Origin of the sequence: Paenibacillus rhizolycopersici, assembly GCF_014947195.2 — a bacterium.
GTDB lineage: Bacteria > Bacillota > Bacilli > Paenibacillales > Paenibacillaceae > Fontibacillus > Fontibacillus rhizolycopersici.
The window spans coordinates 127,195-152,901 of record NZ_JADCNN020000012.1 but is presented as its reverse complement, the minus strand read 5'-3'; the positions used below and the strand labels follow the sequence as shown (position 1 = coordinate 152,901).

The 25,707-nt window shown below is 51.4% G+C and carries 24 protein-coding genes; 17 read left to right on the top strand and 7 right to left on the bottom strand.

Annotated elements, in window-relative coordinates; translation table 11 throughout:
* Positions 1-76: 76 nt before the first annotated feature.
* The 3 genes from IM700_RS23455 to IM700_RS14580 all read right to left on the bottom strand — a co-directional run bounded on the left by IM700_RS23455 (position 77) and on the right by IM700_RS14580 (position 2,490).
* The gene (locus IM700_RS23455) at positions 77-988 is read right to left on the bottom strand and encodes an SRPBCC domain-containing protein (RefSeq protein ID WP_193417660.1); all 912 of its coding nucleotides are present in this window, start codon (positions 986-988) and stop codon (positions 77-79) included.
* Positions 989-992: 4 nt separating this feature from the next.
* Entirely contained in the window at positions 993-1,502 is a 510-nt protein-coding gene (locus tag IM700_RS14585; protein ID WP_193417661.1) for a MerR family transcriptional regulator, read from the bottom strand.
* A 205-nt stretch (positions 1,503-1,707) separates the two neighbouring features.
* Positions 1,708-2,490 carry an SDR family NAD(P)-dependent oxidoreductase gene (locus tag IM700_RS14580; protein WP_193417662.1) on the bottom strand — a complete coding sequence of 261 codons (783 nt, stop codon included), beginning with the start codon at positions 2,488-2,490 and terminating at the stop codon, positions 1,708-1,710.
* Positions 2,491-2,742: 252 nt separating this feature from the next.
* On the opposite strand from IM700_RS14580, the gene IM700_RS14575 reads away from it, so the two are divergent.
* A complete protein-coding gene (locus tag IM700_RS14575) occupies positions 2,743-3,354 on the top strand; it encodes a TetR/AcrR family transcriptional regulator (protein ID WP_155608445.1) in 612 nt (203 codons plus the stop codon).
* 78 nt (positions 3,355-3,432) lie between these two features.
* Here the strand turns inward: IM700_RS14575 and IM700_RS14570 are convergent, their stop codons facing one another.
* Positions 3,433-3,846, bottom strand: coding sequence for a MerR family transcriptional regulator (locus tag IM700_RS14570; protein ID WP_155608444.1), 414 nt, complete (start codon positions 3,844-3,846; stop codon positions 3,433-3,435).
* A 96-nt stretch (positions 3,847-3,942) separates the two neighbouring features.
* On the opposite strand from IM700_RS14570, the gene IM700_RS14565 reads away from it, so the two are divergent.
* The 6 genes from IM700_RS14565 (at position 3,943) to IM700_RS14540 (ending at position 8,434) form a co-directional block, all read left to right on the top strand.
* Positions 3,943-4,773: an SDR family oxidoreductase gene (locus IM700_RS14565; protein ID WP_193417663.1), complete on the top strand. Its 831-nt coding sequence runs from the start codon at positions 3,943-3,945 to the stop codon at positions 4,771-4,773.
* 194 nt (positions 4,774-4,967) lie between these two features.
* Positions 4,968-5,429, top strand: a complete 462-nt coding sequence (locus IM700_RS14560; RefSeq protein WP_193417664.1) for a MerR family transcriptional regulator — start codon at positions 4,968-4,970, stop codon at positions 5,427-5,429.
* Between the two features lie 126 nt (positions 5,430-5,555).
* Positions 5,556-5,951, top strand: coding sequence for a VOC family protein (locus IM700_RS14555; RefSeq protein WP_193417667.1), 396 nt, complete (start codon positions 5,556-5,558; stop codon positions 5,949-5,951).
* Between the two features lie 138 nt (positions 5,952-6,089).
* Entirely contained in the window at positions 6,090-6,719 is a 630-nt protein-coding gene (locus IM700_RS14550; protein WP_193417668.1) for a TetR/AcrR family transcriptional regulator, read from the top strand.
* Positions 6,720-6,797: 78 nt separating this feature from the next.
* Positions 6,798-7,727 (top strand): ABC transporter ATP-binding protein, encoded by a 930-nt coding sequence (locus IM700_RS14545; RefSeq protein WP_193417669.1) that lies wholly within the window; start codon positions 6,798-6,800, stop codon positions 7,725-7,727.
* Positions 7,724-8,434, top strand: coding sequence for an ABC transporter permease (locus IM700_RS14540; protein WP_193417670.1), 711 nt, complete (start codon positions 7,724-7,726; stop codon positions 8,432-8,434). The genes IM700_RS14545 and IM700_RS14540 overlap by 4 nt, the downstream gene beginning before the upstream one ends.
* 93 nt (positions 8,435-8,527) lie before the next feature.
* Here IM700_RS14540 and IM700_RS14535 read toward each other — a convergent pair whose 3' ends face one another.
* The gene (locus IM700_RS14535) at positions 8,528-10,564 is read right to left on the bottom strand and encodes a methyl-accepting chemotaxis protein (RefSeq protein WP_193417672.1); all 2,037 of its coding nucleotides are present in this window, start codon (positions 10,562-10,564) and stop codon (positions 8,528-8,530) included.
* A gap of 247 nt (positions 10,565-10,811) precedes the next feature.
* Here IM700_RS14535 and IM700_RS14530 point away from each other — a divergent pair, with 247 nt between their 5' ends.
* The 7 genes from IM700_RS14530 to IM700_RS14500 all read left to right on the top strand — a co-directional run bounded on the left by IM700_RS14530 (position 10,812) and on the right by IM700_RS14500 (position 20,850).
* Positions 10,812-13,028 (top strand): helix-turn-helix domain-containing protein, encoded by a 2,217-nt coding sequence (locus IM700_RS14530; protein WP_193417674.1) that lies wholly within the window; start codon positions 10,812-10,814, stop codon positions 13,026-13,028.
* 35 nt (positions 13,029-13,063) lie between these two features.
* The gene (locus IM700_RS14525) at positions 13,064-14,674 is read left to right on the top strand and encodes an extracellular solute-binding protein (protein WP_193417676.1); all 1,611 of its coding nucleotides are present in this window, start codon (positions 13,064-13,066) and stop codon (positions 14,672-14,674) included.
* Between the two features lie 255 nt (positions 14,675-14,929).
* Positions 14,930-15,877, top strand: coding sequence for an ABC transporter permease (locus IM700_RS14520; RefSeq protein ID WP_193417678.1), 948 nt, complete (start codon positions 14,930-14,932; stop codon positions 15,875-15,877).
* 17 nt (positions 15,878-15,894) lie between these two features.
* Positions 15,895-16,767, top strand: coding sequence for an ABC transporter permease subunit (locus IM700_RS14515; protein ID WP_193417679.1), 873 nt, complete (start codon positions 15,895-15,897; stop codon positions 16,765-16,767).
* A 110-nt stretch (positions 16,768-16,877) separates the two neighbouring features.
* A complete protein-coding gene (locus IM700_RS14510; RefSeq protein WP_193417680.1) occupies positions 16,878-18,500 on the top strand; it encodes an extracellular solute-binding protein in 1,623 nt (540 codons plus the stop codon).
* A gap of 93 nt (positions 18,501-18,593) precedes the next feature.
* The gene (locus tag IM700_RS14505) at positions 18,594-19,745 is read left to right on the top strand and encodes a Gfo/Idh/MocA family protein (RefSeq protein ID WP_193417681.1); all 1,152 of its coding nucleotides are present in this window, start codon (positions 18,594-18,596) and stop codon (positions 19,743-19,745) included.
* Between the two features lie 22 nt (positions 19,746-19,767).
* Positions 19,768-20,850 (top strand): Gfo/Idh/MocA family protein, encoded by a 1,083-nt coding sequence (locus IM700_RS14500; RefSeq protein ID WP_193417682.1) that lies wholly within the window; start codon positions 19,768-19,770, stop codon positions 20,848-20,850.
* A 66-nt stretch (positions 20,851-20,916) separates the two neighbouring features.
* Here IM700_RS14500 and IM700_RS14495 read toward each other — a convergent pair whose 3' ends face one another.
* The gene (locus IM700_RS14495) at positions 20,917-21,495 is read right to left on the bottom strand and encodes a TetR/AcrR family transcriptional regulator (RefSeq protein ID WP_193417683.1); all 579 of its coding nucleotides are present in this window, start codon (positions 21,493-21,495) and stop codon (positions 20,917-20,919) included.
* Positions 21,496-21,679: 184 nt separating this feature from the next.
* On the opposite strand from IM700_RS14495, the gene IM700_RS14490 reads away from it, so the two are divergent.
* Positions 21,680-22,171, top strand: coding sequence for a quercetin 2,3-dioxygenase (locus IM700_RS14490; protein WP_193417685.1), 492 nt, complete (start codon positions 21,680-21,682; stop codon positions 22,169-22,171).
* 24 nt (positions 22,172-22,195) lie between these two features.
* Positions 22,196-23,065 (top strand): alpha/beta fold hydrolase, encoded by an 870-nt coding sequence (locus IM700_RS14485; protein WP_193417687.1) that lies wholly within the window; start codon positions 22,196-22,198, stop codon positions 23,063-23,065.
* A 75-nt stretch (positions 23,066-23,140) separates the two neighbouring features.
* Here the strand turns inward: IM700_RS14485 and pdxR are convergent, their stop codons facing one another.
* The gene (pdxR, locus tag IM700_RS14480; protein WP_193417689.1) at positions 23,141-24,568 is read right to left on the bottom strand and encodes a MocR-like pyridoxine biosynthesis transcription factor PdxR; all 1,428 of its coding nucleotides are present in this window, start codon (positions 24,566-24,568) and stop codon (positions 23,141-23,143) included.
* 120 nt (positions 24,569-24,688) lie between these two features.
* On the opposite strand from pdxR, the gene IM700_RS14475 reads away from it, so the two are divergent.
* Positions 24,689-25,675 carry an aldo/keto reductase gene (locus IM700_RS14475; RefSeq protein ID WP_193417690.1) on the top strand — a complete coding sequence of 329 codons (987 nt, stop codon included), beginning with the start codon at positions 24,689-24,691 and terminating at the stop codon, positions 25,673-25,675.
* The last annotated feature ends 32 nt before the right edge of the window (positions 25,676-25,707 follow it).

Below are 25,707 nucleotides of genomic sequence, written 5' to 3'. Positions count from 1 at the left end.
ATGACCCAAAATCGGCCTAAGAACGCTCCAACGTTCTTAGGCCGATGCTGTTGAAGCAGGTGCTTCTCAATAGCTACTATACGTGCTGTCCCCCTAGAACAGCCTGAAGACGGTCCAGGTTCTGCTCGTTGCTGTCCGGGCAATATGATTTTACTTGCTCAAATAGGTTCTCGTCTTTAAACTGTTGACGGAATGTCACACGCGTTCGCGCCCCCTCATCGGTAAATGTCGCCGTCAATCGGAACTCAGGAGCGCCTTGATGCTCCAGAACGATACGCTTTCCCGCCTCGATCTCGATGAACTTATTCTCGTTCGGATATTCCTTGCCGTCTGGTCCGTGAAAGGTAAAACGCCAGAAGCCACCTTCGCGAAAGTCGAATTCGTGGAACGTGCTCGTGAAGCCGTTAGGACCCCACCACCGCGTCAGAAGCTCCGGTTGCGCCCACGCCCGGTAGACCTCTTCCCTTGGGGAGTCGTATAAACGCGTGTGGGCAAACTCCAAGTCATTGGCAACCAGATCAAAGTTGTCCTTCGCGGCTAAGGACCCTTCGGTTTGAACAAGCGATTTGCCAAGGAGCTCAAGTAGCTCCCTCGACCCGTGTTCCCGATTCTCCATCGCATCAAGCCCATCGAAGAAGGTTCCTTGCTCCGTAAAGGTCAGCTTCGTGCCGCCATCCGTGTCTGTAAGCTCAATCGTCGTGATGGACACCGAGAACCGCACGCCGTTAAAGTCCATTGCGTACGTATAAACAATCCGTTCGAGCGGAACGATGTCCTGATAGATTGCGTCGAATGTGAACAACCCGCCTCCTGGCGCCTCGCCGCTGCTGAATTCCCGTCCGCCTACCCGGAACTCGAACACTTCCGGCTTCGTGAACCAACGCGCTTTGGCTTCAGCGTCAGCCATTGCGTTGTACACTAGCTCCCTGGATGTCGGATACGTCTTTTCTATTACGAATGTGCCATGGTTTACGAATTTTTCTTTCATGATTTTATTCCTCCTCGTCATCTGCTTGTACTGTTTCCTCATCCCCGCTCGCCAAAAACATCCCCAGTAGGCCAAAACGTTTCTCCCAACTTTGTTGACGATTAAGGATCGGCTTCTCATAGTCGTTCTTCATTGCTTGCAGCAGTGTGGTGAAATCTTCTACCGTTACTTGAGCTTTTCCTTTCATCCGCTTTGACACATGCCTCAGTTGATCCAGTAGCTTTTGCTGACGCCGTATTTGCTCTTGTACCCGCTCGATTTGCAGGTTGACGACTTCAAGCGGGTCAATTTCGCGGCCCGTTAGCGCCGCCTTCACTTCGTCGAGCGATAGGCCTAACTCCTTCAGCGAAACAATTCGAAAGAGCCGCGATAAGTCTTCGTCGTCATAGAGCCGATGTCCCGATTCCGTGGCTGCCGACGGCGAGAGTAGCCCAATCTGGTCGTAGAAGCGCAATGTACGCACCGTTAGCCCCGTCAATTTGGCCAGATCCCCGACCTTCCAATATCGTTTCATTGATCATCTCCGTTCTTTGTCGCTAGCTCGATTTCCGGTAGCCTTATTATAAAACCTGACGTTACGTAAGGTGCAAGTGATTTATTAAAATTTTAATTTTCTTTGGACAAAAAGAAGAGCCTAAGAAAAACTTAGGCTCTCTATTTATGATTTGAATGACATCCTTTTTGGGATGAACGACTACCGTCGTGTCGTTTAGCTCCCCTTAAAGTCGGGTTCCCCCAGTGGCGTCAATAAACTGCCCCGTAACCCATCGTGCTTCCTCAGAAGCTAAAAACGCAACGATATCCGCAACATCCTTGGTAGTTCCCACTCTTCCGAAAGCAGACATTGAAGCAGCTTCAGCATGAGATTCCGGGATGGCTAGCCAATCCTTGTTCATATCCGTAGCCGTTACTCCCGGCCTTACTGCATTCACCGTAATACCTTTTGCTGCAAAATGTGGCGCCAAGGCCAAAGTCAGGGTCTCAACGCCGCCTTTAGAAGCCGAATAAATCGTTTGCATTGGACCGGCAACCCGAGTAAAACCTGTAGATATGTTAATGATCCGCCCGCCATTCCGCATAAAGGGGCTGACTGTCTGGGTAAGAAAGTAGGGAGCTTTCAGGTTGACATTAATGACTTCTTCAAACGTTTCAATTGATGTTTCTTCAAAAGGAATGGCCGGCGCAATCCCCGCGTTATTGATTAAAATGTCCAAGTGCACGGTTCCAAGTTCCGAGCGAATCGCATCTTCAAATGCGCTCCAAAGCCGTTTTACACCGGAAAGGCCATCGCTTAATTCCGCCTGTAGAGCTACTGCCTTTGAGCCCAATGCTTGAATTTCATCAACCACTTTTAAAGCCGCATCCCGATTACTAGCATAATGCACGCCGATCCATTCCGCTCCACCCGCAGCTAATTGCTTGGCGATTTCAGCGCCGATCCCACGACTTGCTCCTGTAACCAAGGCTACTTTACCACTGAATTTTCCTGCTTTCGTCGACATCTGATCCTTGCTCCTTTATTGAGAATTTTAGGCCATGTCCTCGTCCCGAGGGGATTGGCGAAATAGCATAACGTTCGTTACGATATTGAATATACCCATTTTGGCGAGAACTGTCAATTATTTAATTACAGAATTTAATATTGATTTTGTCGGCGTACGTTGCACGGGCCCTTGTCCGATCGATCGACTAGCTGCAAACCGTAACGTATGTTATGATAACGTACAGTAAAATAATTGAGGTGATCTGACGGGATGGGACGTCATCGCGAATTCAATGTGGATCAAGCACTGGACGCGGCACTTTGCGTGTTCTGGCAAAAGGGTTATGAGGGCACGTCGTACACCGACCTGACGCAGGCCACGGGTGTCGAACGCCCCGCACTCTATTCGGCATTCGGCAACAAGGAAGCGTTGTTCCGCCGAGTTCTGGAGCGCTATTACGAGCATTACCACGATTTCTTCCCGACGGCGATGGAATTGCCAACCTCGCGAGAGGTGGTTGCCCACATCTTTCGAAGTGCCGCCGATTTACAAACTCGTTACCCAGATCATAAGGGGTGTCTATATGTGCACGGCGACTTGGCAGGCTCGGATGAAGCCGAACCTATTCGCCTTTCTCTGATTGATGCGCGTGCCGAGGGAGAGACGATGCTGCGTGATCGCTTGGAGCGGGCAAAACAGGAGGGAGATCTGCCGGAGACTGCGAATTGTGCTGTGCTAGCTGCATTTGTGATGGCCGTGCTCCACGGGATGGCGGTCCAAGCCAAAGCCGGCTTCAGCCGCGACATGCTGGAAGCTGTTGCGGAGCAGGCGCTCTCCACCTGGCCTACCGGCGGCACCACACTTACGAACAAGTCATCTTAAATCGGTCTCGGTACTTTAGCTCAACACAAAAGCCACTCCTTCATCAGGAGTGGCTTTTGTTTACCGCAATTCCATAGATTAGATGTTTATTTTCTGACGCAGTTCGTCCATCATCGCTTCAGCTTGTGATGGATCCTCATCCAACAGCTTCCTGTAGGTCAACATCCAATTTAGGGTTACAAGCATATGATCGTATTCGTCTTTCTTGCGCTCGATCTCTTGGATCTTCTGAAGAATCCATGAGATTACTTCTTGGTTCGTACGTGCGCTAGTATCTTGTTCCTGCAAGATCGTCTTCAGCTCAGCTAACGTGCAGCCGATGCCTTGGAATTTCTTAATTAGCTTCAGCCGCCCAATAGCTTCGTCTGAGTAGTTGCGGTAATTATTCTGCTCTCGCTGAATATGCCTGCCATCAAGCAAGCCTTCCTTCTCATAAAAACGAATGGTATGCGGTGTTAGTCCCATCAAGTCTGCTAATTCTTGAATTTTCATAGGATCGCCTACCTCCAAACGCTTGCCTTAGAGTGTACTTTATAGTTTAGACTGATGTCAGATCTTCGTCAAATTCAAAGGAGGCGTTAAACGATTATGCGTATCTTCGTTACAGGTGCATCAGGTTATATTGGAACAGCCGTCGTTCGTGAACTCATCGATGCGGGCCATCAGGTGGTTGGGTTGACCCGTTCAGAGAGCGGTGCACACCTATTAGAGAGCTTAGGGGCTGAGGTGGCTCGCGGTGTTGTTGAGGACTTGGAGTTTTTGCGCCAGAAGGCAGCCGCTTCAGACGGTGTGATTCATCTTGCGTTTAACCACGATTTCTCTAATTTCGCAGCATCGCTATCAGAGGATCTTCGCGCTATCGAAGCATTGGGAGGGGGACTTGCGGGCTCCGGTAAACCACTGGTGATCACAGCCCACGCGAATGGCAAAGCATCGGAGGATGCAGCACTTTCGTTTATTGAACAAGGCGTGAGAGCCTCGATTGTCTCGCTTGCTCCTTCCGTTCATGGAGAAGGGGATAAAGGCTTCGTGCCTCAATTCATTCGAATTGCCTGGGAAAGAGGGGCTTCAGCATACGTTGGAGACGGCACCAACCGTTGGCCGGCGATACATCGCTTGGATGCGGCTGTTTTGTTCCGACTCGCCGTCGAATCAGCGCCTGCAGGCTCACGATTGGATGGCGTCGGCGATGAAGGCATTCCGTTCAAAGACATTGCCGGCGTCATCGGTCGTCACTTAGATGTGCCGGTAGTCAGCATTCCGCATGAAGAAGCCCAAGCCGTTTTCGGTTTTTTAGGCATGGTCGCATCGCTTGACTTAGCAAGATCAAGTGAGGGGACGAAGGAGCTGCTCGGTTGGAAGCCTCTCCAACAGGGTCTTCTTGCAGATCTGGAGCAAGGGCATTACTTCCTAAAATAGCTCAGGACTTGCAAGGTATCCTCACCTATGCTTTATCCCAATACAAAAGCCACTCCTTCCCAGGAGTGGCTTTTGTACGCTCGCGCAGAAATGGGGTTTTCGCGGACGGCCGCAATGCCTTACAATATGCTTATGGACTTCGTGTTACACGAAGCTATGCGAGCTTCATCCACTTTTCCCAAGGAGGATCACATATGTATACGGTCAAAGAAGCCGCCCAGATCACGGGGCTCACCGAGCACGCCATACGCTTTTACACGGATAAAGGGTTGGTCCCTAGCTTGCAGCGGAATCAGAACAACATTCGGATGTTCGACGAAGAATCGATCAATTGGCTGCACGGCATCAAATGTCTCAAGCAATCCGGGATGCCGATTGAAGGGATCAAAACGTACGTCGATCTCTGTCTCGAAGGAGATTCGACGATCCCTCAACGTTTTGCTCTTATGATGGAGCATAAAGAAGCGGCGATTGCCAAGCTCGAAGAAGCCAAACGGCATATCGCTCATCTAGAAGAGAAAACCGTTCTTTATCAGGCCATTCTGGAGCATCGCTCTCCGGATACGATGAATCCCGGCAATTGGGACAAAATTCGGCATATGCATCGTGACGTATTTTATTCGCCTTCTGCTGTGCTTACAAATCGACCTCTTTGATAATCCCAAAGTGCTAGTAAATTATATTCGAAAAGATAATAAACCCACCGATGAATTCAACTCCATTCCCACGTCTACATTTACAGAAGGACCAAATCAATTACTGAGAAAGGTTGTTGGTGTAGAATGGGAGCACAAATTTACGCTTATCTGATGTCGGAGGATGCAAGAAGCCAGGCCAGCTTCTACATAGCGGCTTTAGGCGGAGAAATTCAATTTCTGGCTACCTACGGGGAAGCGCCGGGAACACCTGAGGCGATGAAGGAGAAGGTCATGCATCTGGCTTTGACCGTAGCCGGGACGAACACCTTAATGTTTGCGGACTCTCTTGAGCCGGTTTCGTACAATCGCAGCACCAGCATCTCGGTCGTTTATGATGATTTGGCGGAAGCCACGGCGGCCTATGCCAACTTAAGTCAGGGCGGGGAGAGTAAGTATCCGTTCGCCCTTCAACCATGGGGGGCTCATTACGGAGAAGTGATCGATAAATTTGGCGTCACGTGGATGATTACCAAACAGTAAGTTTAAGCTGTCGAGGTCCAGACCTCGACAGCTTTTTTCTTTGCGGCGTTGCTTGAGATTAGCACAACTTGACTCCAATACCTCCAGCGGTTATGATTTACTCAACGATCGTTTAGTGAAAAGAAAGAAGGTCTACGAATGCCAACCGAGCGGAGAACCAACCGAATAACCAGTCGGGATCTGCAAGCGGCTGAACGCAGGCAGCAAATCCTTGATATCGCGAAACGGCTGTTTGCGGAGAAGGGGTATCATGCGACCTCCATGCGCGAATTAAATAAAGAGATCGGCATGGCGGAGGCGTTAACCTATCATTATTTTCCCGGAGGTAAGCTGGAGATTCTGAAATCGGTGCTGCAAACTGCTCAGGAGGAGCGAATCTCCAATTTTGTGGCCTTTTTCAAGGAGCTGTTCCAAGGCGGGGCGGAGTTAGAAAAGGTTCTGCTTCAGCTCACCAACGGAATTGCCCGGCGCATCCAGGAGGATCAACAATACTTTCAGATTTTAATGCGGGAACGTAAATTGCTTGGACAAGAGCAGCAAGATGCTTTGGATGAGCTGACCAAACAACCGTTTGCGGCCCTTGCCGATTTCCTATCGAAGCAATCCGCTCAGGGAAGTGTCCGGGAGATGGATTATGAGATGGCTGCCTCGCAATTTCTATCCCATGTAGTCGTCTTTGTTGTCCGGGAAATCCTGAATGGCCGGGAGCTGTCCCAGAAAGAGATGCAGCGGATCGCCAGTTTTTACGTACAAATGTGGGCGAAGTAAATTTTTTACCTATTTTACTCAACGAACGTTCAATCAAATAAAGACTTGTTTCAAATCATAATGAGGAGGGCATCTACGATGGAAGAAATCATCCGCACCGAGCGTCTGACAAAACGTTATAGCAGCCGAACCGTCGTTAATGAGGTTACGATGACGGTCAAGAGAGGGGAAATCTACGGCTTCCTCGGTCTGAACGGAGCCGGCAAGACGACGACGATCCGCTGCTTACTTGGGATGAACAAGCCAACCTCGGGAGAGGTCTATTTGTTCGGAAGAAAGCTTGCCCAGGGGGGAGAAGCGCTTTGGAAACGAGTTGGTTATCTGGTGGAGACACCGGCAGCCTATCCCGGATTTACGGTAAGGGAGAACTTAAAGTTGTTCGCGAGGCTGCACGGAGTCCGGGAGCGGAGTGCCGTGGAGGCGGTGATGGAGAAGCTGAGCATGAGCGAATATGCCGAGACGCAAGCCAAGCATTTATCGCTGGGCAATGCGCAAAAGCTGGGATTAGCCAAAGCGCTGCTGCATCATCCGGAGATTCTGATTCTTGATGAACCTACCAACGCGCTCGATCCGGCCGGAATCGTTGAAGTCCGTGAATTACTCCGAAATTTAGCTGAACGGCATGGGGTGACCGTGTTTATTTCCAGCCATATTTTAGAGGAGATTTCGAAGATTGCCACCCGAATCGGAATCATTCATCGCGGGGTACTTCTGCAGGAGCTATCGGCGAGCGAATTCGAACAACTCCGGCAAAAGCGGCTCTATATCGGAGTCAACGATCAGGCGGAGGCTGCGCGAACCGTTCTGATCAATGGCGGTTATCATGTCCGGGTTACCGATAACGGGGGGGTAGAGGTATCCGATGAACACGCCATCCGGCAACCGGAGACCGTGGCGAAGCTGCTAACGGACGCGCGTCTCCCGCTTGCTTTATTGAAGGTGGAGGAAGAGGATTTGGAGGCTTATTTTCTGAAAACGATTGGAGCCAAAGGGGGGACGGAAGAATGAGATCTTTGCTTGCAGCCATTCGGACCGAAAATACGAAGCTATACCGTTCCTATGTCTTGTGGGGAACCCTGGTATTCTTCCTGTTTGTTACGGCCATTCGCGTTGGCGAGGGGGATTGGAACACATACCTTACTAATGTCGTGTTTATGTTCGCTAGCGTATTTGGTATTGTCGGTTTTGGCGTGGTAGCGGGTTGGACGTTTGGACGAGAATATGCGGACCGTACCATGAAGGATTTGCTGGCACTTCCCGTATCACGGGGGAGAATCGTTGCCGCGAAATCGATGTCGGCCATTGTCGGGTGCCTGGTGGTCGTGCTAATCACGCTCGGCTTTGCGATATTGCTAGGTTTTGTCGTAGGTGTGCCTGGTTTTTCGATGGATAAGATGCTGCATCTCGTGCTCCAATTGCTGATTATTTCCGGCATTCATCTATTCATGTGCGGTCCGGTCATTTGGATTGCTTGCGTATCACGGGGTTATTTGGCTCCGATGGCTTTCGCCTTTTGTACGCTGATGGTGGCCTTGATTGGGGGACCGACGCGTCTAGGTGCATATCTTCCTTGGTCGATCCCGGCTCTCCAACTGGCGCAGAGCGGCGGGGCCGTGTTTCCGTTGGGGCCGGCAAGCTATATTATCCCTATCGTTGTGGGCTTTGCGGGTTATCTCGGGACATGGGCCTGGTGGCGTTGGGCGGACCAGAAGTAAAGCTTGATAAAGCTGCCTAGAAGTAGTTAACCCGAACCACCCTGCAGCATTGCAGGATGATTCGGGTTCGTTGGGTTTCGAGGCCTTGGTGGACTAAGCTTTCGGTTTCAGTTGGAACTGCTTGATCTGGCTGTTCAATGATACCGAAATGTCGTTGAGTTGACCCGCATGGCTGGAGACTTCCTGGGCGCTTGCCAGCATCTCTTCGGACGAGGCGGAGATTTCTTCCGAAGAGGCGGACATTTCTTGGGCAAAGGCCGAAACGGCCGATACTTTATCGACGACGATGTCTTTGGTTTGAAGCGTGTTTTGGATGTTAAGGTAAGTTTCTTCGATCAATGGAGCAATCGCCGATACCGCTTCAAGAATATCCCGGAAGGAATCGGTCGTGAGCTCAACCGATTGCACCTGGTTACCCATGAGGTCTTCCACCTCGTGAGACGTCTGAAGGACTTCCTTCGTTTCGACGGCAATGGATTCGATCAACGCTTGGATCTGTTCCGTAGCGATTTTGGATTGCTCCGCCAATTTGCGAACCTCTCCGGCGACGACAGCGAAACCTGCCCCTGCCTCCCCGGCTCTGGACGCCTCAATCGCGGCATTTAAGGCTAGCAGATTCGTTTGATTGGAGATTCCGTTAATCGTCTGGGTAATCATGCCGATTTGCGAGACGCTGTCTTCGAGCGCCGTCAGTTTGACGTGGACCTCTTGGACGGCTGTCGTCAAGCTTCCGCTGGAGGACGAGACGAGTTCGATGTTTTCTTTGCCTACGCCGGCTTTGTCCTCTGCTCCGTCTACATGATGTTTCACCATAGCCATCTTATCTTGAATTCCATCGAGATGTTCCGCCAATTCCGACATCAACTCGACGATTTGCGTCAGCTCGTCCGCTTGCGAAGCCGTTCCTTCCGCCACGTGCTGAATTGCGGTCGCGACCTCGCTGGAAGCAGAGCTTAGCTGGGTGGAGGCCGTAGCCAACTGTGCGGACATATCGTCCGTTTGATCGGCTTTGCCCTGAATGCCGGATACGACGTCTCGCAAATGGATGACCATGTCTCTGAAGCTAAAGGCTAAGGCACCCACTTCGTCTTTGCCTTTCGCCGTAATCTCGTGATATAGTTCACCGTCAGCTACTTGCTTGGAGGCTTTGGCCAACTGTTGAATCGGCTTGATCACCCGATTGGTAACAAAGAACAAAATGAGCGAGATCAGAACATAAGCAGCCGCACTGACCACCGTGGTGAGCAGGATAATCTGGTTTATAGTTCGTTCTGTATTTTTCATCGAAAGTCCGATGTCGATTGCGCCAAGAACTTTGCCGTCCATTTTGATAGGGAGAATGATATCGTAGACCTTCGTTTTCTCTTTCTCGTAATAATACGTTGAAGTATACGTCTTGCCTTGTTGTATCGCCGTCTTACTTCCCTCATCATCCAGAGAAATGCCGATTCTTTCCGGATCCGAATGGGCGGCCGCCTTCAGGTTCGGATCGATGAAGAGGGCATATACGATTTCTTCGTTTTTGCTTAGATTATTGATTAAATACTGGTACCCTACACTGTCCGTAAACGTCTGGATTTTATTGGCCAAAATGCCGATCTGGATAACTCCGCCATCGCTTCGTTTCACGTATCCGTATTTATAATAGTCCCCCGTCTCCTTGCTTTTTCTGATGTCTTCCACATAGAAAGCGGCTCCGCCGCCAAGAACCTGCTGGGCCTTATGTTCTTTGCCGAAGACGGTGCCTATGCTGGTGGGCAGATTGGAGTACTCGATCGTACCGGACGCGTCTGCCAAATTGATTTCGTCGACTTCAAATTGCTTGGCGATCGCAGTCAAATATTCATTATTGGTGGCCGACTGAATGTTTGCATTCAGGTAACCGCCTAACGTTCGGATATCGGCTTCTGTAGAGGAATTGATGATTTCGAGTGCTGAGGAGCTCATTTCAAGTTGCGAGACCGCTTGATTTGCGATCAGGAGCCCGTCACTTTTCATTTGGTTTAGTAGACTTCGTTCTGTTATGTTGGTCACGCTAAAGGCAATAACCAGAATCGCAATCAATACGCTTGCGAGGGGAATACCTAACAGTTTCAGCCGAATGGAATGCAGGTTAAGCAATTTCTTCATGTTTTGCGCCGTCCTTTTTGTAGTCATTTTTTGGGTAATAGGGCCCAACCATTATACCTACCTTTGGCATATCAATCTGTGTCATTTGTACTATTTTTTTGGTTTTTGCACCGGTGGCCCTGCAACTGCGCAGTGCAATAAATATCTAAAAACTTAAATAAAAAAGGAGAGTCTCGAATAAATTGTTAATTAACAACACGAATGGGATCATTTATAATGAACGAAACGGTTTGGGAGAGTTGGCTTTATGCGAATGAACTGGTATTACCGTACGATTCTTTCCTATGCTCCGATTCTCTTCGTCATCATTTCCTCGATGATCTTCATGATTTTCCTGGCTCTTAACAATGCTTCCGAGCGTAAATACCTGGAGACCAATAAAGCGATCCTGGATCGAATCGTATTTAATGCAGATGCGAATCTGATGCTGATCGAGCGAAACGTCGTCAGCAAATTGTTGATGGATGGCGAGATCCAGGACTACTTCACGAACGGCCCTAAGGATGCTCTGGATGATTTCCTGCTTCAGAAGAAGATGATCGAATTAAGCTTGACTTTGCCGTTTGCCAACACCATCTACATTTATAATGAAACCGAACAGCGGGTTATCTCGGATTTGGGATCGTATTCGCTAGATGCGTTTGGTGACGCAGACTTTTTGACGGCCAACTACGGGAATAAGGAATCCGCAGGTTGGTTTAATCCGCGATCCTTTGCCTATCTGCCCCGTGAGGAAGAGGAGCAGTCCGTCGTCTCCCTGATGAAATTTGCCTTTATTGGGGACGACATGCATGGAGCCCTCGTCGTAAACGTGTATCAGCGCTCTTTTCTGGAATATCTCAACTCGTTAAGTGAAAGCGGTTACAATCAGGTTCGTCTGATCGATGCGGCGACCAATGTATCCCCGGATTCGGAGCCAGCTGTGAGTCCAATTCAAGTTCAATCCGATTATACCGGCTTTACTTATGTCTCGGAGGGGGTGCATGACCAAGGTTATAATTGGCTCTCCCTCTTCTCGAACGCATGGATGGTCATTTGGGTTGTCCTGATAATGCTAGCCTTGCTGGGGTTCACGATCGTGACGCACATCCATTACAAGCCCATTCAATCGATCATGGAAAAGGTTAGCCAGTTTTCGAATCGAAAAAGCGAGGAGCTTGGCATCAAAGGGGCAAACAATGAGTTCACCTTTATCGAGACGGCGCTGGACCATCTGCTAAAGCGTTCGTTGGATTATGACAACCTGCATAAGGAAGACAGTTTGCTGCGGCAACAGCGGCTTTTTCACGATTTGTTGGCGGGGCATCTCGTGTTGACGGATGCAGAATTCCAGCGACGGCTGGCCGAGTTTAATCTGTCCGCCCCCTATGACCGCTTAGGCGTGATTGTGGCAGAGCTGGACCGGTATGCTTGGTTTACGGACAAATATAGGATCAAAGACCAGTACCTGCTTAAGTTTATTATCGAAAGCGCCTTCCGCGACCTGGGACAGAGCCATCATTCCTTTGTATGGCATGCGTGGATGGAGCCGCATCGCATCGCTTTCGTCGTGCATCATACGGCGTCTGAACCGCGCAGCAATCAAGCAGCGGCGGAATATGCGGAGGAATTTAAGAAGTGGATCCATCAGCATTTGGAGCTGACGATTTCGATCGGAATCGGGGCGGACTCCAAGTCGATCGAAACCATCGCGGATTCCTATCGAAACGCACATGAGAACGTGGAGCTCAAAACCATCTTCGGCATCCATTCGATCATCGATAATCGGAAAAGCGCCGCCATTCTAAATCTGGACCGGTACGCTTACCTGCAAGCTTTGGATTATGCCGCACAGTCTTTCCGCATGAACGAAAGCGAATGGCGAGAGAAATTAACGCAGATTTTCGGCGAACTTGGAAAAATGCGGTTTCGCAAGCGGGACATGGCGGAGTTTGCCCAGGCGTTCCTCAAACGAATGGATCAGGCCGTTCTGGCTTTATCCTCCTCGATCCAGGCCCGTTGGAAGGAAGATTTTCAGGATCGATTCGCGGGGATGACGGAGACGACGGAAACGCTAGGTGAATTTCAGGAACAGTTCATGAGCCTCATGAATCAGTTCGAGGCGAGCGTGGAAGAGGATCGCCAAGCTCGCAGGCATCATAGTTTAGCGTTGCAGGCTAAACATTTCATCGATGCGCATTTCACCGATCCGGGCCTCTCTCTGGTCCAAGTCAGCGACTATCTGAACCTCCAGCCCAGCGCGCTAAGTCTGATTTTCAAAGAAGAAATAGGCGAGAAATTCGTGGATTACGTCTTAAAGGTTCGGATGCAGCACGCCAAACAGCTCCTGGTGGAAACCGAGGATTCGATTCAGTCGGTTGCGGAGAACATCGGTTACCAGAATGTGAACTCGTTTTACCGCGCCTTCAAGAAATTTCAGGACATCCCGCCGGGAGAATACCGCAATATGTACCGTATGATTTAGAGCTTAGTCAATCCAACGTGGGAGGAGGAGTCGCGATGTTGCTTGCGAGGTCGTGGTTATCGAAGCTGGCGGTCATCGTCATCTTGAGCTTATTGGCGGCAGGTTGCGGCGGATTTGAGGACACGGATCGGCTAGGCCTGGCGTCGGACTCGATCCGGTCCTTCGAAGCGGATGGATTCGCGGCGGCCGATGACGGCTGGGCCACACTTCGAATCGAACTGTTTGAACGAAGCAACAAGCCGATTGGCGCGCCGACCATTACCGATAATGCGATGACGCAGTACATTCAGGAGCATTTCGGAGATCCGGAACGGATCAAGATCGAATTTGTTACGGTTCCCCGCGCGGAGGAAGTCAGGCGTTTGCAGGTATTGATGGCGGCGAATCAGGCGCCGGATATCGTGTTCACTTACGACCTGCCTACCGTCTACAATTTCTTCACGCAGGGGAAATTAACCGATCTGTCGCCATTGTTGGATCAATACGGCTCACGGTTGAAGCAGCTTCTGGGGGAGGAAATCTTGAGTTACGGGCGGCTTGAGGGAACCCAGTTTGCGATCCCGGCGAAACGGGTACTGACGGCTCGAAGCACCACTTTGATCCGGGAGGATTGGCTTCGGGAAGCCGGCTTGCCTTTGCCGGAGACAACGGAGGACTTCTACAGGGCGCTTCAGGCATTTAAAGAAAAGCGGCTGCGGAAGGACGGAGAAACCATCTATCCCTTCGGTCAAATCGATTATTATCATACGGCTCCGCTGCAGTACTCGTTTTGGGATTGGGATCGGATCACCATGGAGGACTTGTACGCCGAGCCGGGCTGGACGATGCCCGGAAACAAAGAAGCGTTCCGGTTTCTGAATCGTTTGTATCATGAAGGGCTGATCGATCCGGATTTTCACTTGGACCGGTTCGCCCAGCAATCTCAGAAAGACCTGGTAAACGGCCGAGTCGGAGCTGCAACACCAAATACGAATGAGCCGGTATATATGGGATATCTCGCTGAATTGATAAGGAACGATCCGGACGCCATCTTGACGCCAATCGATCCATTTACGAACGTAAAAGGCAAAAAGCCCAAGCCGATCCTGGAGGATACGGGCATGTACATCATGGTTCCGAAAACGAGTAAAAACGCGGAGGCTGCCATTAAATACTTGAACTGGATGGCGCAGCCGGAGAACATCATCACGCTGCAGAACGGCATACAGGGGGTGACGTACCGGATGGAGGATGGCGTGCCGGTTACCCTGGAGAACGACGATGCGGGCCGTTTACTATTTAATTATTTTGACTATTGCATCATCCTGAATGGGAAATATGTCAGCAGCAAGGACGAACGGTTGAATCTGAAAGCCAATGCGTCCAACGCGCGATTCGAGGAGTTTACGCGTAAGAGCGTAGAATACGGCATGAACGACGGCATCGAGCCCCCGCGCCTACATGCGATCTTATCCTCCGAAATTCGGTATGCCGCCATTTTGAACGAGAAGAATGACGAGATCTTCGTGAAGGTTATTACGGCGTCGCCGGAGGAATTCGATGCCGTTTACGATCAGGAAGTAGCGGAGTATTTATCCATGGGCGGACAGCAGGTCCGTGAGGAAAAGCACCAGGCCTACCAAGCGCAGAGCAGCGAATCACCCTAAATTGAATCAGCCAAATGAACGCGTTGAAATCAGGTCGTCCCAAGGAGGGAGTTATTCCTTCTTGGGGCGATTTTCTTTTGACCGAAACGTCCTTCCAGCCCGCTATCTCAACAAAGGGTAGGCATATAAAAAAGGTGAAACACCCGTTTTAAAAAGAGAAGAGGTCCTCAAAAAAGGAGAATTTCCCATCGATCGCTCATGCGTTATAGTAAGCAGCAACCAAGCCATGGACATACACCCGAAAGGAGGATGCTGATGCAAACTGAAGTCAGGCGGGGGCGTTCGCCGCTTCCCATCAAACGGAATAACGGTATGGCTGCTTTTAAGCGGCAATGGCCTTTGTATCTCCTGATGTTCGCACCGATGACGTTCTTTATCGTATTTAAGTACATTCCCATGGCGGGCGTCGTGGTTGCGTTTAAGGACTACAACATTTTTAAGGGGGTCTGGGCCAGCGAGTGGGTTGGATGGGATGTATTTCGGGAGATCTTTGGAATGCCGCAGTTTTATAAGGCGCTGCGCAACACCTTAATGCTGAATGTCATCTCCTTACTTACGTTCCCGATTCCGATCATTCTGGCGATTATGCTGAACGAGCTGCGCGTCAAATGGTACAAACGCGTAAGCCAAACGCTGCTCTATTTGCCCCACTTTATCTCCTGGGTCATTGTCGGCGGGATGGCCATTCAATTGCTGGCAACCCACACCGGCAGCGTAAATGAGTTCATCAAGAGTGTCGGCGGTCAACCGGTTCCGTTCCTGGAAGATACGGTGCTGTGGATTCTTACTTACACGGGGGCCGGGGTATGGCACTATGCCGGTTGGGGAACGATTCTATACTTGGCAGCGCTTACAGGGATCAACAAGGAGCTGTATGAAGCCGCCGAAGTCGATGGGGCAAGCCGGATGCGAAGAATCTGGCATATTACGCTACCTGGAATCAAGCCGACTATCGTCGTGTTGTTTATTATTCAGATCGGCCATATGGCGGATATCAGCTTCGAACAACCGTATGCCTTGCAGAACGGGTACGTTATGGATGTCGCTCAGGTCATCAGCACCTATGTGTACACGGTTGGGATTCAGTCTGCGCAATTCGCGCTGGCGACGGCCGTTGGATTGTTCCAGTCCGTTATCGGACTGATCTTGCTGCTTACCGCCGAACTCATTTCCAGAAAAGTAAACCAGCAAGGCATCTTCTAGCAAAGGAGGGAGCTCTCGTGATTCGGAATCCGGTTGATAAAGTGATCGATAGCCTCGTCATCGTGTTCATCGGTTTGTTTGCTTTATTTTGCGTCGTGCCGATGATCCATATCTTTGCCTTATCCTTCAGCGGCAACCGGGCCATTATGTCGGGAGAAGTGTTCCTGTGGCCGGTTGAGTGGAACTTCCATGCGTATTCCGCAGTATTTGGGGACGTCTCCATGATGCGTTCCCTGGCGCTGACGGTGATTCTGGTGGTCGTCTATACCGCAGTCGCCTTGGTCATGACCATCATGGCCGCGTATGCGTTAAGCCGCAGAAACTTCAAAGGCCGTAACGTGATGTTCGGCCTGATCGTGGTTACGATGTTTTTTAATCCCGGGATCATCCCCAATTACATGCTCGTTAAAGAGCTGGGTTTGCTAAATACGCCGCTATCGCTCATTTTGCCTCTAATGATTAATGCCTTTCTGCTGATCATTATGAGAACGTCTTTCTCTGGCGTGCCTCATGAACTGGAGGACTCAGCCTGGATGGACGGTTGCGGGCATTTCCGGTTTCTGCTCCAAGTCGTCCTCCCGCTTCAATTGCCGATCCTCGCAACCATTGGGTTGTATTCGGCCGTGGACCGCTGGAATATGTTTCAGGACGCTTTGTTTTACATCAATGATAAAAATTTGTACCCGCTCCAGCTCAAGCTTTATCAGATGGTCATCAACAGCCAGGTGAATGATGCCACGGCGCAAGAGGGCTTTAACGCCGCGACTCCGATTCCTCAGAGCATTCAATCGGCCAGCATCATGTTTGCCACCGTGCCGATATTGCTGGTTTATCCTTGGCTGCAGAAATATTTCATTTCCGGCATGCTGCAGGGAGCCGTCAAAGGGTAGGACGGCGGGTATCACTTCGATAGCTGTCTTTCGGCGGGGCGCAACCTTCCATATCGACGGCAACGCCGAAGGTCACTATATACAAACAAATTGAAAAGGGAGGCAACACCATGCGCAAACCCATTCGTTCCTCGATGTTCGCTCTAGTTGCTTTGGTCCTGGCTGCCAGCTTGACCTTGGCGGGCTGCGGCGGCGGAGGGAACAACGGCAAATCCAGCGGAGAGGGGAACAGCGGCGGGAATACCGCGGCTACGAACAATGCCAAGGAATCCGAACCGAAGGGGGAACGGATTACGTTAAAAGTGGAGCTGTTCGACCGAAACAATACGCCGGCGGGGGAACCGCCAATTACAGACAACTTCATGACCCAGTATGTTCAGAAAAATTTCGGCGACCCGAATAATATCGACGTCGAATTCGTCACGGTGCCGCGCGCCGAAGAGGTAGATAAGCTGAACGTCCTGATGGCCTCCGGTTCCGCTCCGGACATTGTCTTTACGTACAACAAGCCGACCGTACAAAACTACGTAAAAAGCGGAGGTTTGACCGACCTCGGACCGCTCATTGACCAGCATGGGCCGAACTTGAAGAAGGTGCTGGAGCCTTCTCTGCCTTACGGCGTGTTTGATGGGAAACAATACACCCTTCCAGCGCTCCGCGTGATTCAAGCTCAAACCACTACCTTTATCCGCAAGGACTGGCTGGATCAATTAAATCTTCCGCTTCCTGAAACGACAGAGCAATTCGTGGATGCCATGCGCGCCTTTAAAGAGAAGGATCCCGGCAAGACGGGAGGCAAGGTCATCCCTTACAGCTACATCGACGTGTTTCATATGATGCCTTTGGTCAACTCTTTCTGGAAATGGGACGAAATTACGGATAAGGATCTGTATTCGGTTCCCCGCTGGCTGCAGCCGGGAAGCAAAGAAGGCTACCGATTGCTGAATCAGATGTACAATGAAGGACTGATCGACCCGGATTTTGCGTTGAGCGATGACTTTAGCCAAGCGTTCGCCCAGCAGGTCGTGAACAGTGTTGCTGGGGCAGGCACGCCGAACACGAATGAACCGGTGTATAACGGTTACTATGGCAATCTGAAGACGAACAATCCGGACGCGGTCCTGGAGGCCATTGATCCGTTCTCCACTCCGGACGGGAAACATCCGAAGCCGGTCTATGATCCGACCGGCGCGTACATCATGATCCCGGCCACGAGCAAGAACGCGGAGGCCGCGGTGAAATATTTGAACTGGATGGCCGATCCGAACAACATTCTGGTGCTACAGAATGGCGAGGAAGGCGTATCGTACGAGATGAGCGCAGACGGCCTACCATTGCAGCTGAATACGCCGGAAGCCCAGAATTTGCTCTACAACTACTATGATTACTGCATTATTCTGAACGGCAAATACATTTCCACGGAGGATCCGAACAAGAACATTGCGGCCAACGCCTTTGACCCTGACTTCAAGGATTTCACCGTCAAGAGCATTCAGGTGGGGACCAACGATGGGTATACCTTGCCACGGGTGGATATCGCGGTGGACGCCGAGATCAAATACGCGAAGATCCTGGAGGATTTCGAGAAAGAAATGCTGGCCAAGATCGTGACGGCCAAAGCGGATCAGTTCGATAAGGTCTATGACCAGAAGGTCGAGGAATATATGGCCATGGGCGGTACCGCGGTTATGGAAGGAAAGCAGGCGGCCTACGACGAGTTTTACAAGAAGTAACGGGTAGCGGATAGGAGATCGGGCCTTTCGGGAAAGTATCGCCGGAGAAGCCCGATTCACATCCAAGCCCAACGAGCCAAGGAGGGAACCCGAATGATTCATGTAGCGATCATTGGCGCCGGAGCTATATCCCCGGCCCATATTCAAGCGTATCTGCAGTTTCCCGAGCAGTGCCGTATCGTAGCGCTCTGTGATATTTACCCGGAGAAGGCGCGGCAAAAAGCGGATCAATTCCAGTTGGATGCGGAGGTATTCGCCGACTACACGGAACTGCTCCAACGGAGCGACATTGACCTGGTATCCGTGTGTACTCCTCCGTATACCCACGCAGACACGGCGATCGCCTTTTTGGATGCGGGCAAACACGTGATTGTCGAGAAGCCGATGGCTTCCTCGCTGGAGGAATGCGACCGGATGAACGAAGCGGCGGAGCGTAACGGCAAAATTTTGTCTGTCGTAGCCCAAAACCGGTTTACAAGCCCCATGATGAAGCTGAAGCATGTCTTGGATACGAAGCTAATGGGGCCAATCGTGCACGCGCAAATTGATTCTTACTGGTGGAGGGGCCATAGCTACTATGATCTATGGTGGAGAGGAACCTGGGAGAAGGAAGGCGGCGGCTGCACGCTCAACCATGCGGTGCACCATATCGATCTCTTTCAGTGGATGAACGGCATGCCCGCCGAAATCACCGCGGTGATGAGCAACACTTCCCATGACAATGCCGAGGTGGAGGACATCTCCATTGCCATCGCCCGCTACGAGAACGGGGCGCTAGCCCAACTCACCAGCTCCGTCGTGCATCACGGTCAGGAGCAGCAATTAATCTTCCAAGGGAAGCACGCGCGCGTGTCCGCGCCTTGGAAAGTGGCGGCCTCTTCGTCGAAAGCCAACGGATTCCCGGAGCAGGACGAGGAGCTGGAAGCCAAGATCCAGAAAGTCTACGATGAGCAGCCTGAGCTTTCCCATGAAGGCCATCGCGGTCAAATTCAGGACGTCCTGAACGCGATCGAACAGGGCTCGTCCGCACTGGTAGATGGCATTCAAGGACGAAGAACGCTGGAACTCATTACGGCGATTTATCAATCCGCCAGCACCGGTCAATCGGTGAAGCTGCCTCTAGGTCCGGAGAGTCCATTCTATACGCGGCAGGGGATTTTGCAGAACGCGACTTCTTTTTACGAGAAGAAGACCAGCGTGGAGAACTTCAGCGACAATACGATCACCTCGGGAGGCAACAGCTGAGGATGGGAAAGGGGCTGACGTTATGACGAAGAAACAGGACGGCATGAATTACGCGCCAAAAGGGAAACCCCACCCGGTGGTGGGCGAAGGCGAATTTCACTTCGCAGCTATCGGTTTGGACCATGGACATATCTACGGGATGTGTAACGGGTTAATCGAGGCTGGAGCCGAGCTGACGGCGGTGTATGATCCGGATCCGGAGAAAGTGAAGCGATTCGTCGAAACCTTTCCGCAAGCGAAAGTGGCCACGTCCGAGGAGGAGATAATGGGGGATCCGCAGATTAAGCTGATCGCCGCGGCCTGCATTCCTTCCGAGCGCTGTGCGTTGGGGCTTCGGACGATGGAACACGGCAAGCATTATTTTGCGGATAAACCGGCGTTTACCACGTTAGAGCAGGTTGATCAGGCGCGCCAGAAAACGGAAGAGACCGGGCAGAAATGGGGAATCTACTACGGTGAACGCCTGCACGTGGAGAGTGCCGTGTTTGCCGGCCAATTGATCGAGGAGGGGGCTATCGGCCGCGTTGTACAGGTGATCGGTACGGGACCCCATCGCGCCAATCCCAAGTCCCGGCCGGATTGGTTCTTCGACCCCGACTGTTATGGCGGAATCTTATGCGATATCGGGTCCCACCAGATCGAGCAATTCCTGCATTACGCGGGCGCTAAAGACGCGAAGGTGCTGCATAGCAAGGTGGCCAATTACAAGTTCAAGGACTACCCCAGGTTTGAGGACTTTGGCGATGCTACGCTGGTAGCAGACAACGGGGCCACCTTCTACTTCCGGGTGGATTGGCTGACTCCGGACGGATTGGGCACGTGGGGCGACGGCCGAACCCTGATCCTGGGGACGGAAGGATATATCGAAATCCGCAAATATATCGACATCGCCCGGGAGCCGTCCGGCAATCATCTTTATTTGGTCAATCATGAAGGCGAATTCCATTATGACTGCTCCGGGAAAGTGGGATACCCTTATTTCGGCGCATTGATTTTAGATATCCTAAACGGAACGGAAACTGCGATGACGCAGGAGCATGCTTTTAAAGCGGCGGCTTTGTGTATCGAAGCCCAGATGCAAGCGATTCGAATCGAAATGGCCTGATTCGGCCTGCTAATAGCCAAGCCCGCAAGCGATTCGTTTGCGGGCTTAACACTTTGCTTATACGTCTTACTTATCGAGCATGGCCATCGAGACTTCTGCGATTTGATGCAATTTCTTTTTATCGGCGGATGTACGTTTTAGGACTCGGAGACCAATCATTGTCGTATACAAGCTTGATGCAAGCTGGTACGGATCCAGATCAGCCGAAATTTCCCCTTTTTGCCGCCCCTGTTGAAGAAGCTCTACGAGCAATTGCTCTCCCTTGTTAAATCCCTCGCTCGTCAATTCGTTTACAGCCGGATCTCTGTAAGCCAGCTCGGTCGCAGAGTTCACAAAGAAACAACCAAGAGGCTGCTCACCGTTGGTTTCAATTAGATAGTCAAAGATGAGACGGATGGATTCTTTCGCCGTGCGACCGCGTTGGGCTTCGGCCTTTATCGTAGCGTTCGCATACTTTGCATATTGTTCCATCGTTTTGATAAAGAGCGTGTGTTTGTCGCCGAAGGTGTCGTACAAGCTTCTGCGATGTATCCCCATATGCTCAACCAGATCCTGAAGCGAAGTCTTCTCATATCCCTGTTCCCAGAATAGATACATGGCCTTCAGGAGGACTTCACTTTCCTCAAATTCCTTACTACGCGCCATAACATGTCACCCTTTCAAACTCATTTTATCATATGAGAACGAACGGTAAAAGAATCTTTCGGAATTGTAAATTTTACGTTAAAAGTGTTGACAAATGGGAGATTGGTTTTTAATATGAGAACGAACGATCTAAAATACCTGCGCAGGTACTTAGCATTCAATCCAACTAAGAGGTGACTAGCACATGAGGAGTAACCGTAGCAAGGCAGGTATGATGCAGCGGAATATCAACAAGGAGAATACGTTCTTGTTCTTTACCGACATCAATTCCATATTGGTTAGCGGGGAAGACACCAACGGAGAATTTTGCGTGGTGCATTGTGCAGCGAAGGAAAATGAGGGTCCGCCCCTTCATATCCATGGGGATGAGGATGAATCTTTCTACGTGTTGGAGGGAGAGCTGGAGATGATCCTTGGCGATCAAACGCTTCGGGTTCAAAGCGGGGATTATGTTTTTGCTCCTCGCGGGGTTCCTCATACTTTTAAGGCGAAGTCTACCCAAACTCGTTTTCTAGTCACCGCTTATCCTGCGGGATTTGATTCCTTTGTGAAGGAATTGGGCGTTCCTTACGAGGAGGGAATGGAGGTTCGCATAGAACCACCTACTCCCGAGAGTATTCAACAGCTGATCCAGGTTTCGAAGAAATACAATATATCCTTTCCTGGTTTAGGATAAACCCAGAAAAGAGGGATTCTCGCGATGACAATACCTTTAAGCAAGCACAGAATCTTGATCAACGGGGTGGAGCAAAGCTTCCACGTTGCCGGCCGTGGGCCGTTCTGTTTGGTTCATTCCGGAGGACCGGGTTTTCATTGGAGTTATATGCGCATGCCGCAGCTTGAACAAATGATGACCATGGTTTATATCGAGCCGGTAGGCACGGGGAATTCCGGCGCATTGCCGGACGGTGATTACAGCATGCCGCGGTATGCTTATTATGCTCATCAAGTGGCGCAGCACCTTGGAGCCCAGAACCCTTATTTCTTGGGACATTCGCATGGAGGGTTTGTGGGACTTCAATATGCGCTCGATTATCCGAAGGAGCTGGGAGGGTTAATCCTTTATAGCAGTGCTCCGTGTATGGGACCCGAGCTCGGGATGGAGCAGGTTCGGCAAATCGAGCTTTATGCCGAGCGCTGGACGGATCGATCCGAAGCGCAGGAAGCAAAGCGAGCTTGGATGGACCTGATCACTGGAGCTGCCCAAGACAGAGAATCGACGCTGACCGTGCTGCAGCGGTTGTTACCGGCATTCTTCGGCGATTACTGGAACCTTCCGCAAGAAGCAGAGGAGTGGAAGGCGGCTATTGATTTTAGCGTTGATCCAAATCGGAAGCCGTATACGTGGGACGTTAGGAACCTTCTAGATACGGTGCGTATCCCAACGCTGATCCTGGTTGGCGAATACGACTTTAACTGCGGCCCACGCTGGGCAGCGGAACTGGCGGAGAAGATTCCTGGATCACAGCTCTATACGTTTAAGCAGGGTGGGCATATGAACCATGTGGAGACGCCACGGGAGTTTAGCCAGGTAGTGAGCGATTTTGTACAGCTACATCCATGCGACTAAACAATAAACAGGGGATGGGTCGGGCGGCGGATTAAAACCTGCTGTCCGGCCTCTTTGCATGATTATCCCGTATGATCAGGGCGCTCCGGCTGCCGTTTCTTCTATAAACCTTCTTAACCGCGCGATCCCCGGTTCGATATTCTCTTCGGGGAGGTTGCCATAGCCGAGCAGGATATGCCGCGTGTAATTTCCTTTGACCAGGCAGTAGTCCTCGACACTGTAAACGCGTATGCCGTGAGCTTGGGCTTTGGACCAATCGATTCCGGCGGGAAGCCCGGCGATCTGGACTTGCAGATGCATTCCGGCTTCGTCATCTTGGACAAGCACATGATCGCCGAAATGTTGTTTCAAGGTCTCGATCAACAGTTGCCGCCGCTGGCGGTAGAGTTTCTTCATTTTGTGGATATGTCGGTCCAACCGGCCATCCTGCATGAACCTCGCCAAGGCAACTTGGGGAATCGAGGGGGTGCGAAGATTCAGGCTTTCCCGCAAATCGGCCACAGGCTTCACGAGATGACGTGGGAGGACCAGAAAGCCAAGACGCAACCCTGGGGCCAACGTTTTGCTGAATGTTCCCACGTAGATCACGCGATCTGGGCTTAAGGCTTGCAGAGGCGGGATGGGGACACCTTTCAGACGGAAATCCCCGTCATAGTCATCCTCGATGAGATAAGCTCCGGCTTCCTCTGCGAGCCGGACCGCTTGTTGCCGTCGTTGAATCGACAAGATGCCGCCGCCCGGGAACTGGTGGGAGGGCGTCAGCAGCATGAGATGTCCCGGTTCCCATGCGGGAAGTTCGTGCAGCTTCATCCCGGTGCCGTCAACGGCGACCGGCGAGATCCGATAGCCGGCCCTCCGAAAAATATGCTGTGTGAACTCAATTGTCGGATCTTCCAGATACACGCCGTCAAATGAATCCCGCAGCGCTTGGGCGATTAGGGCAAATCCTTCGGAGGAGCCCGATACGATCATGATTTGGGCCGGATGGCAGCGAATGCCTCTCGTTCGGTGAAGGTAGGCGGAAATCTCTAGGCGTAGGGTTTTCTCTCCACGGATATCACCGTAATCGAAGGAAGCGGACGGCATTATTTCCGCCGCTTCCTTCAGATATTTCGCCCAAAGCTGCCGGGGAAACTGGCGTAAATCCGGCGTTCCGATCTCGAAATCGATGAGACCTTCAGGAAGCGGGGGAGTGGAATCCTCCGTCAGCCCTTCCACATCCAACTGTTTTTCATCGGCAGCGCCCGCAGGGCTTTGCTGAATTCCCCCGGCCACATAGGTTCCGGAGCCCGCTTGGCCGATAAGGTATCCCTCTGCGATTAATTGTTCATAAGCATCGATGACCACGTTCCGGGCTATACCGAATTCCGCGGCCAGCTTTCGGGTGGGCGGAAGCCGCAGTCCTTCGCTGAACTCGCCCTTTTCGATGTTTTGCCGGACCTGCTGGCAGAGTTGAGCCGTAATCGACATGTACGAGGCGGGGTCTAACCGAATTCCAAACATGACGTTATTCTCCCTTTTCTAAATTGGTTCCTCAAATTAGATGAGAAATGGCTCTAAAAAGAACCGATTACCTTTATTATACTGAGAATGTAAATAACAAGGAATATGGAGGAATGGAATATGGAGAAGAAAACTTTAGGTTCCACGCCGCTACAAGTCAGTCCGCTAGGTTTTGGGGGTTGGGCGATCGGGGGGCCGTTTTGGCTGGACGGCTTGCCGGATGGTTGGGGTGAGGTTGATGATACGGAGTCGATGCGGGCAATTGAAACGGCATTAGAACTAGGGATTAATTTCCTCGATACGGCGGATGTATACGGAACCGGCCATAGCGAGGAGATCATCGGACAAGTGCTGCGCGGACGGCGCCAGGATGCGGTGATCGCCACGAAATTCGGCTTTACGTATGATTCTGCAAGCGGCAATGTGTATACGAAAATCGACGTATCCCCGGAGTATATCCGTACTGCTTGCCAAGCCTCCTTACAGCGCCTTGCCACCGACTATATCGATCTGTACCAGATTCACCCCGGCGAGTTCTCCACCGAGCAGCTTGACTCGGCCATCGATGCGCTGGAGCGGTTAAAGCAGGAGGGTCTTATTCGCGAATACGGATGGAGTACCGGAAACACGGCATGCGCGGAGCAGTTTGCCTTGCGATCCTCCGGCGCCGCCATTCAGCACCCTTTCAATGTGCTATCCGATGACAGTGCCATGGTAGATTTGTGCGAGCGGCATGGTCTGAGCAGCATCAATAATTCTCCGCTGGCGATGGGGCTACTAAGCGGCAAGTTTACGGCTTCGTCAAGCTTGCCGGCCGAGGATGTGCGCGGCAGCAGCCATGAGTGGGTCCTGTACTTTAAGGACGGCAAACCCAGAGCCGAATACTTGGCAAAGCTGGACGCGGTTCGCGAGATCCTAACGTCCGGCGGTCGAAGTCTCGTGCAGGGGGCACTGGCCTGGATTTGGGGAAAAAGTGCGCGCACGCTCCCGATCCCGGGGCTGAAGAACGTCAAACAGGTTGAGGAAGCGGCGAAGGCAATCTCATTTGGTCCGCTGACCTCGGCGCAAATGAACGAGATCGAGGGGATTTTGCGGGGATCGAAATGAGAATAAGCTGCGCAAGCCAAAAGGCCTTTTCA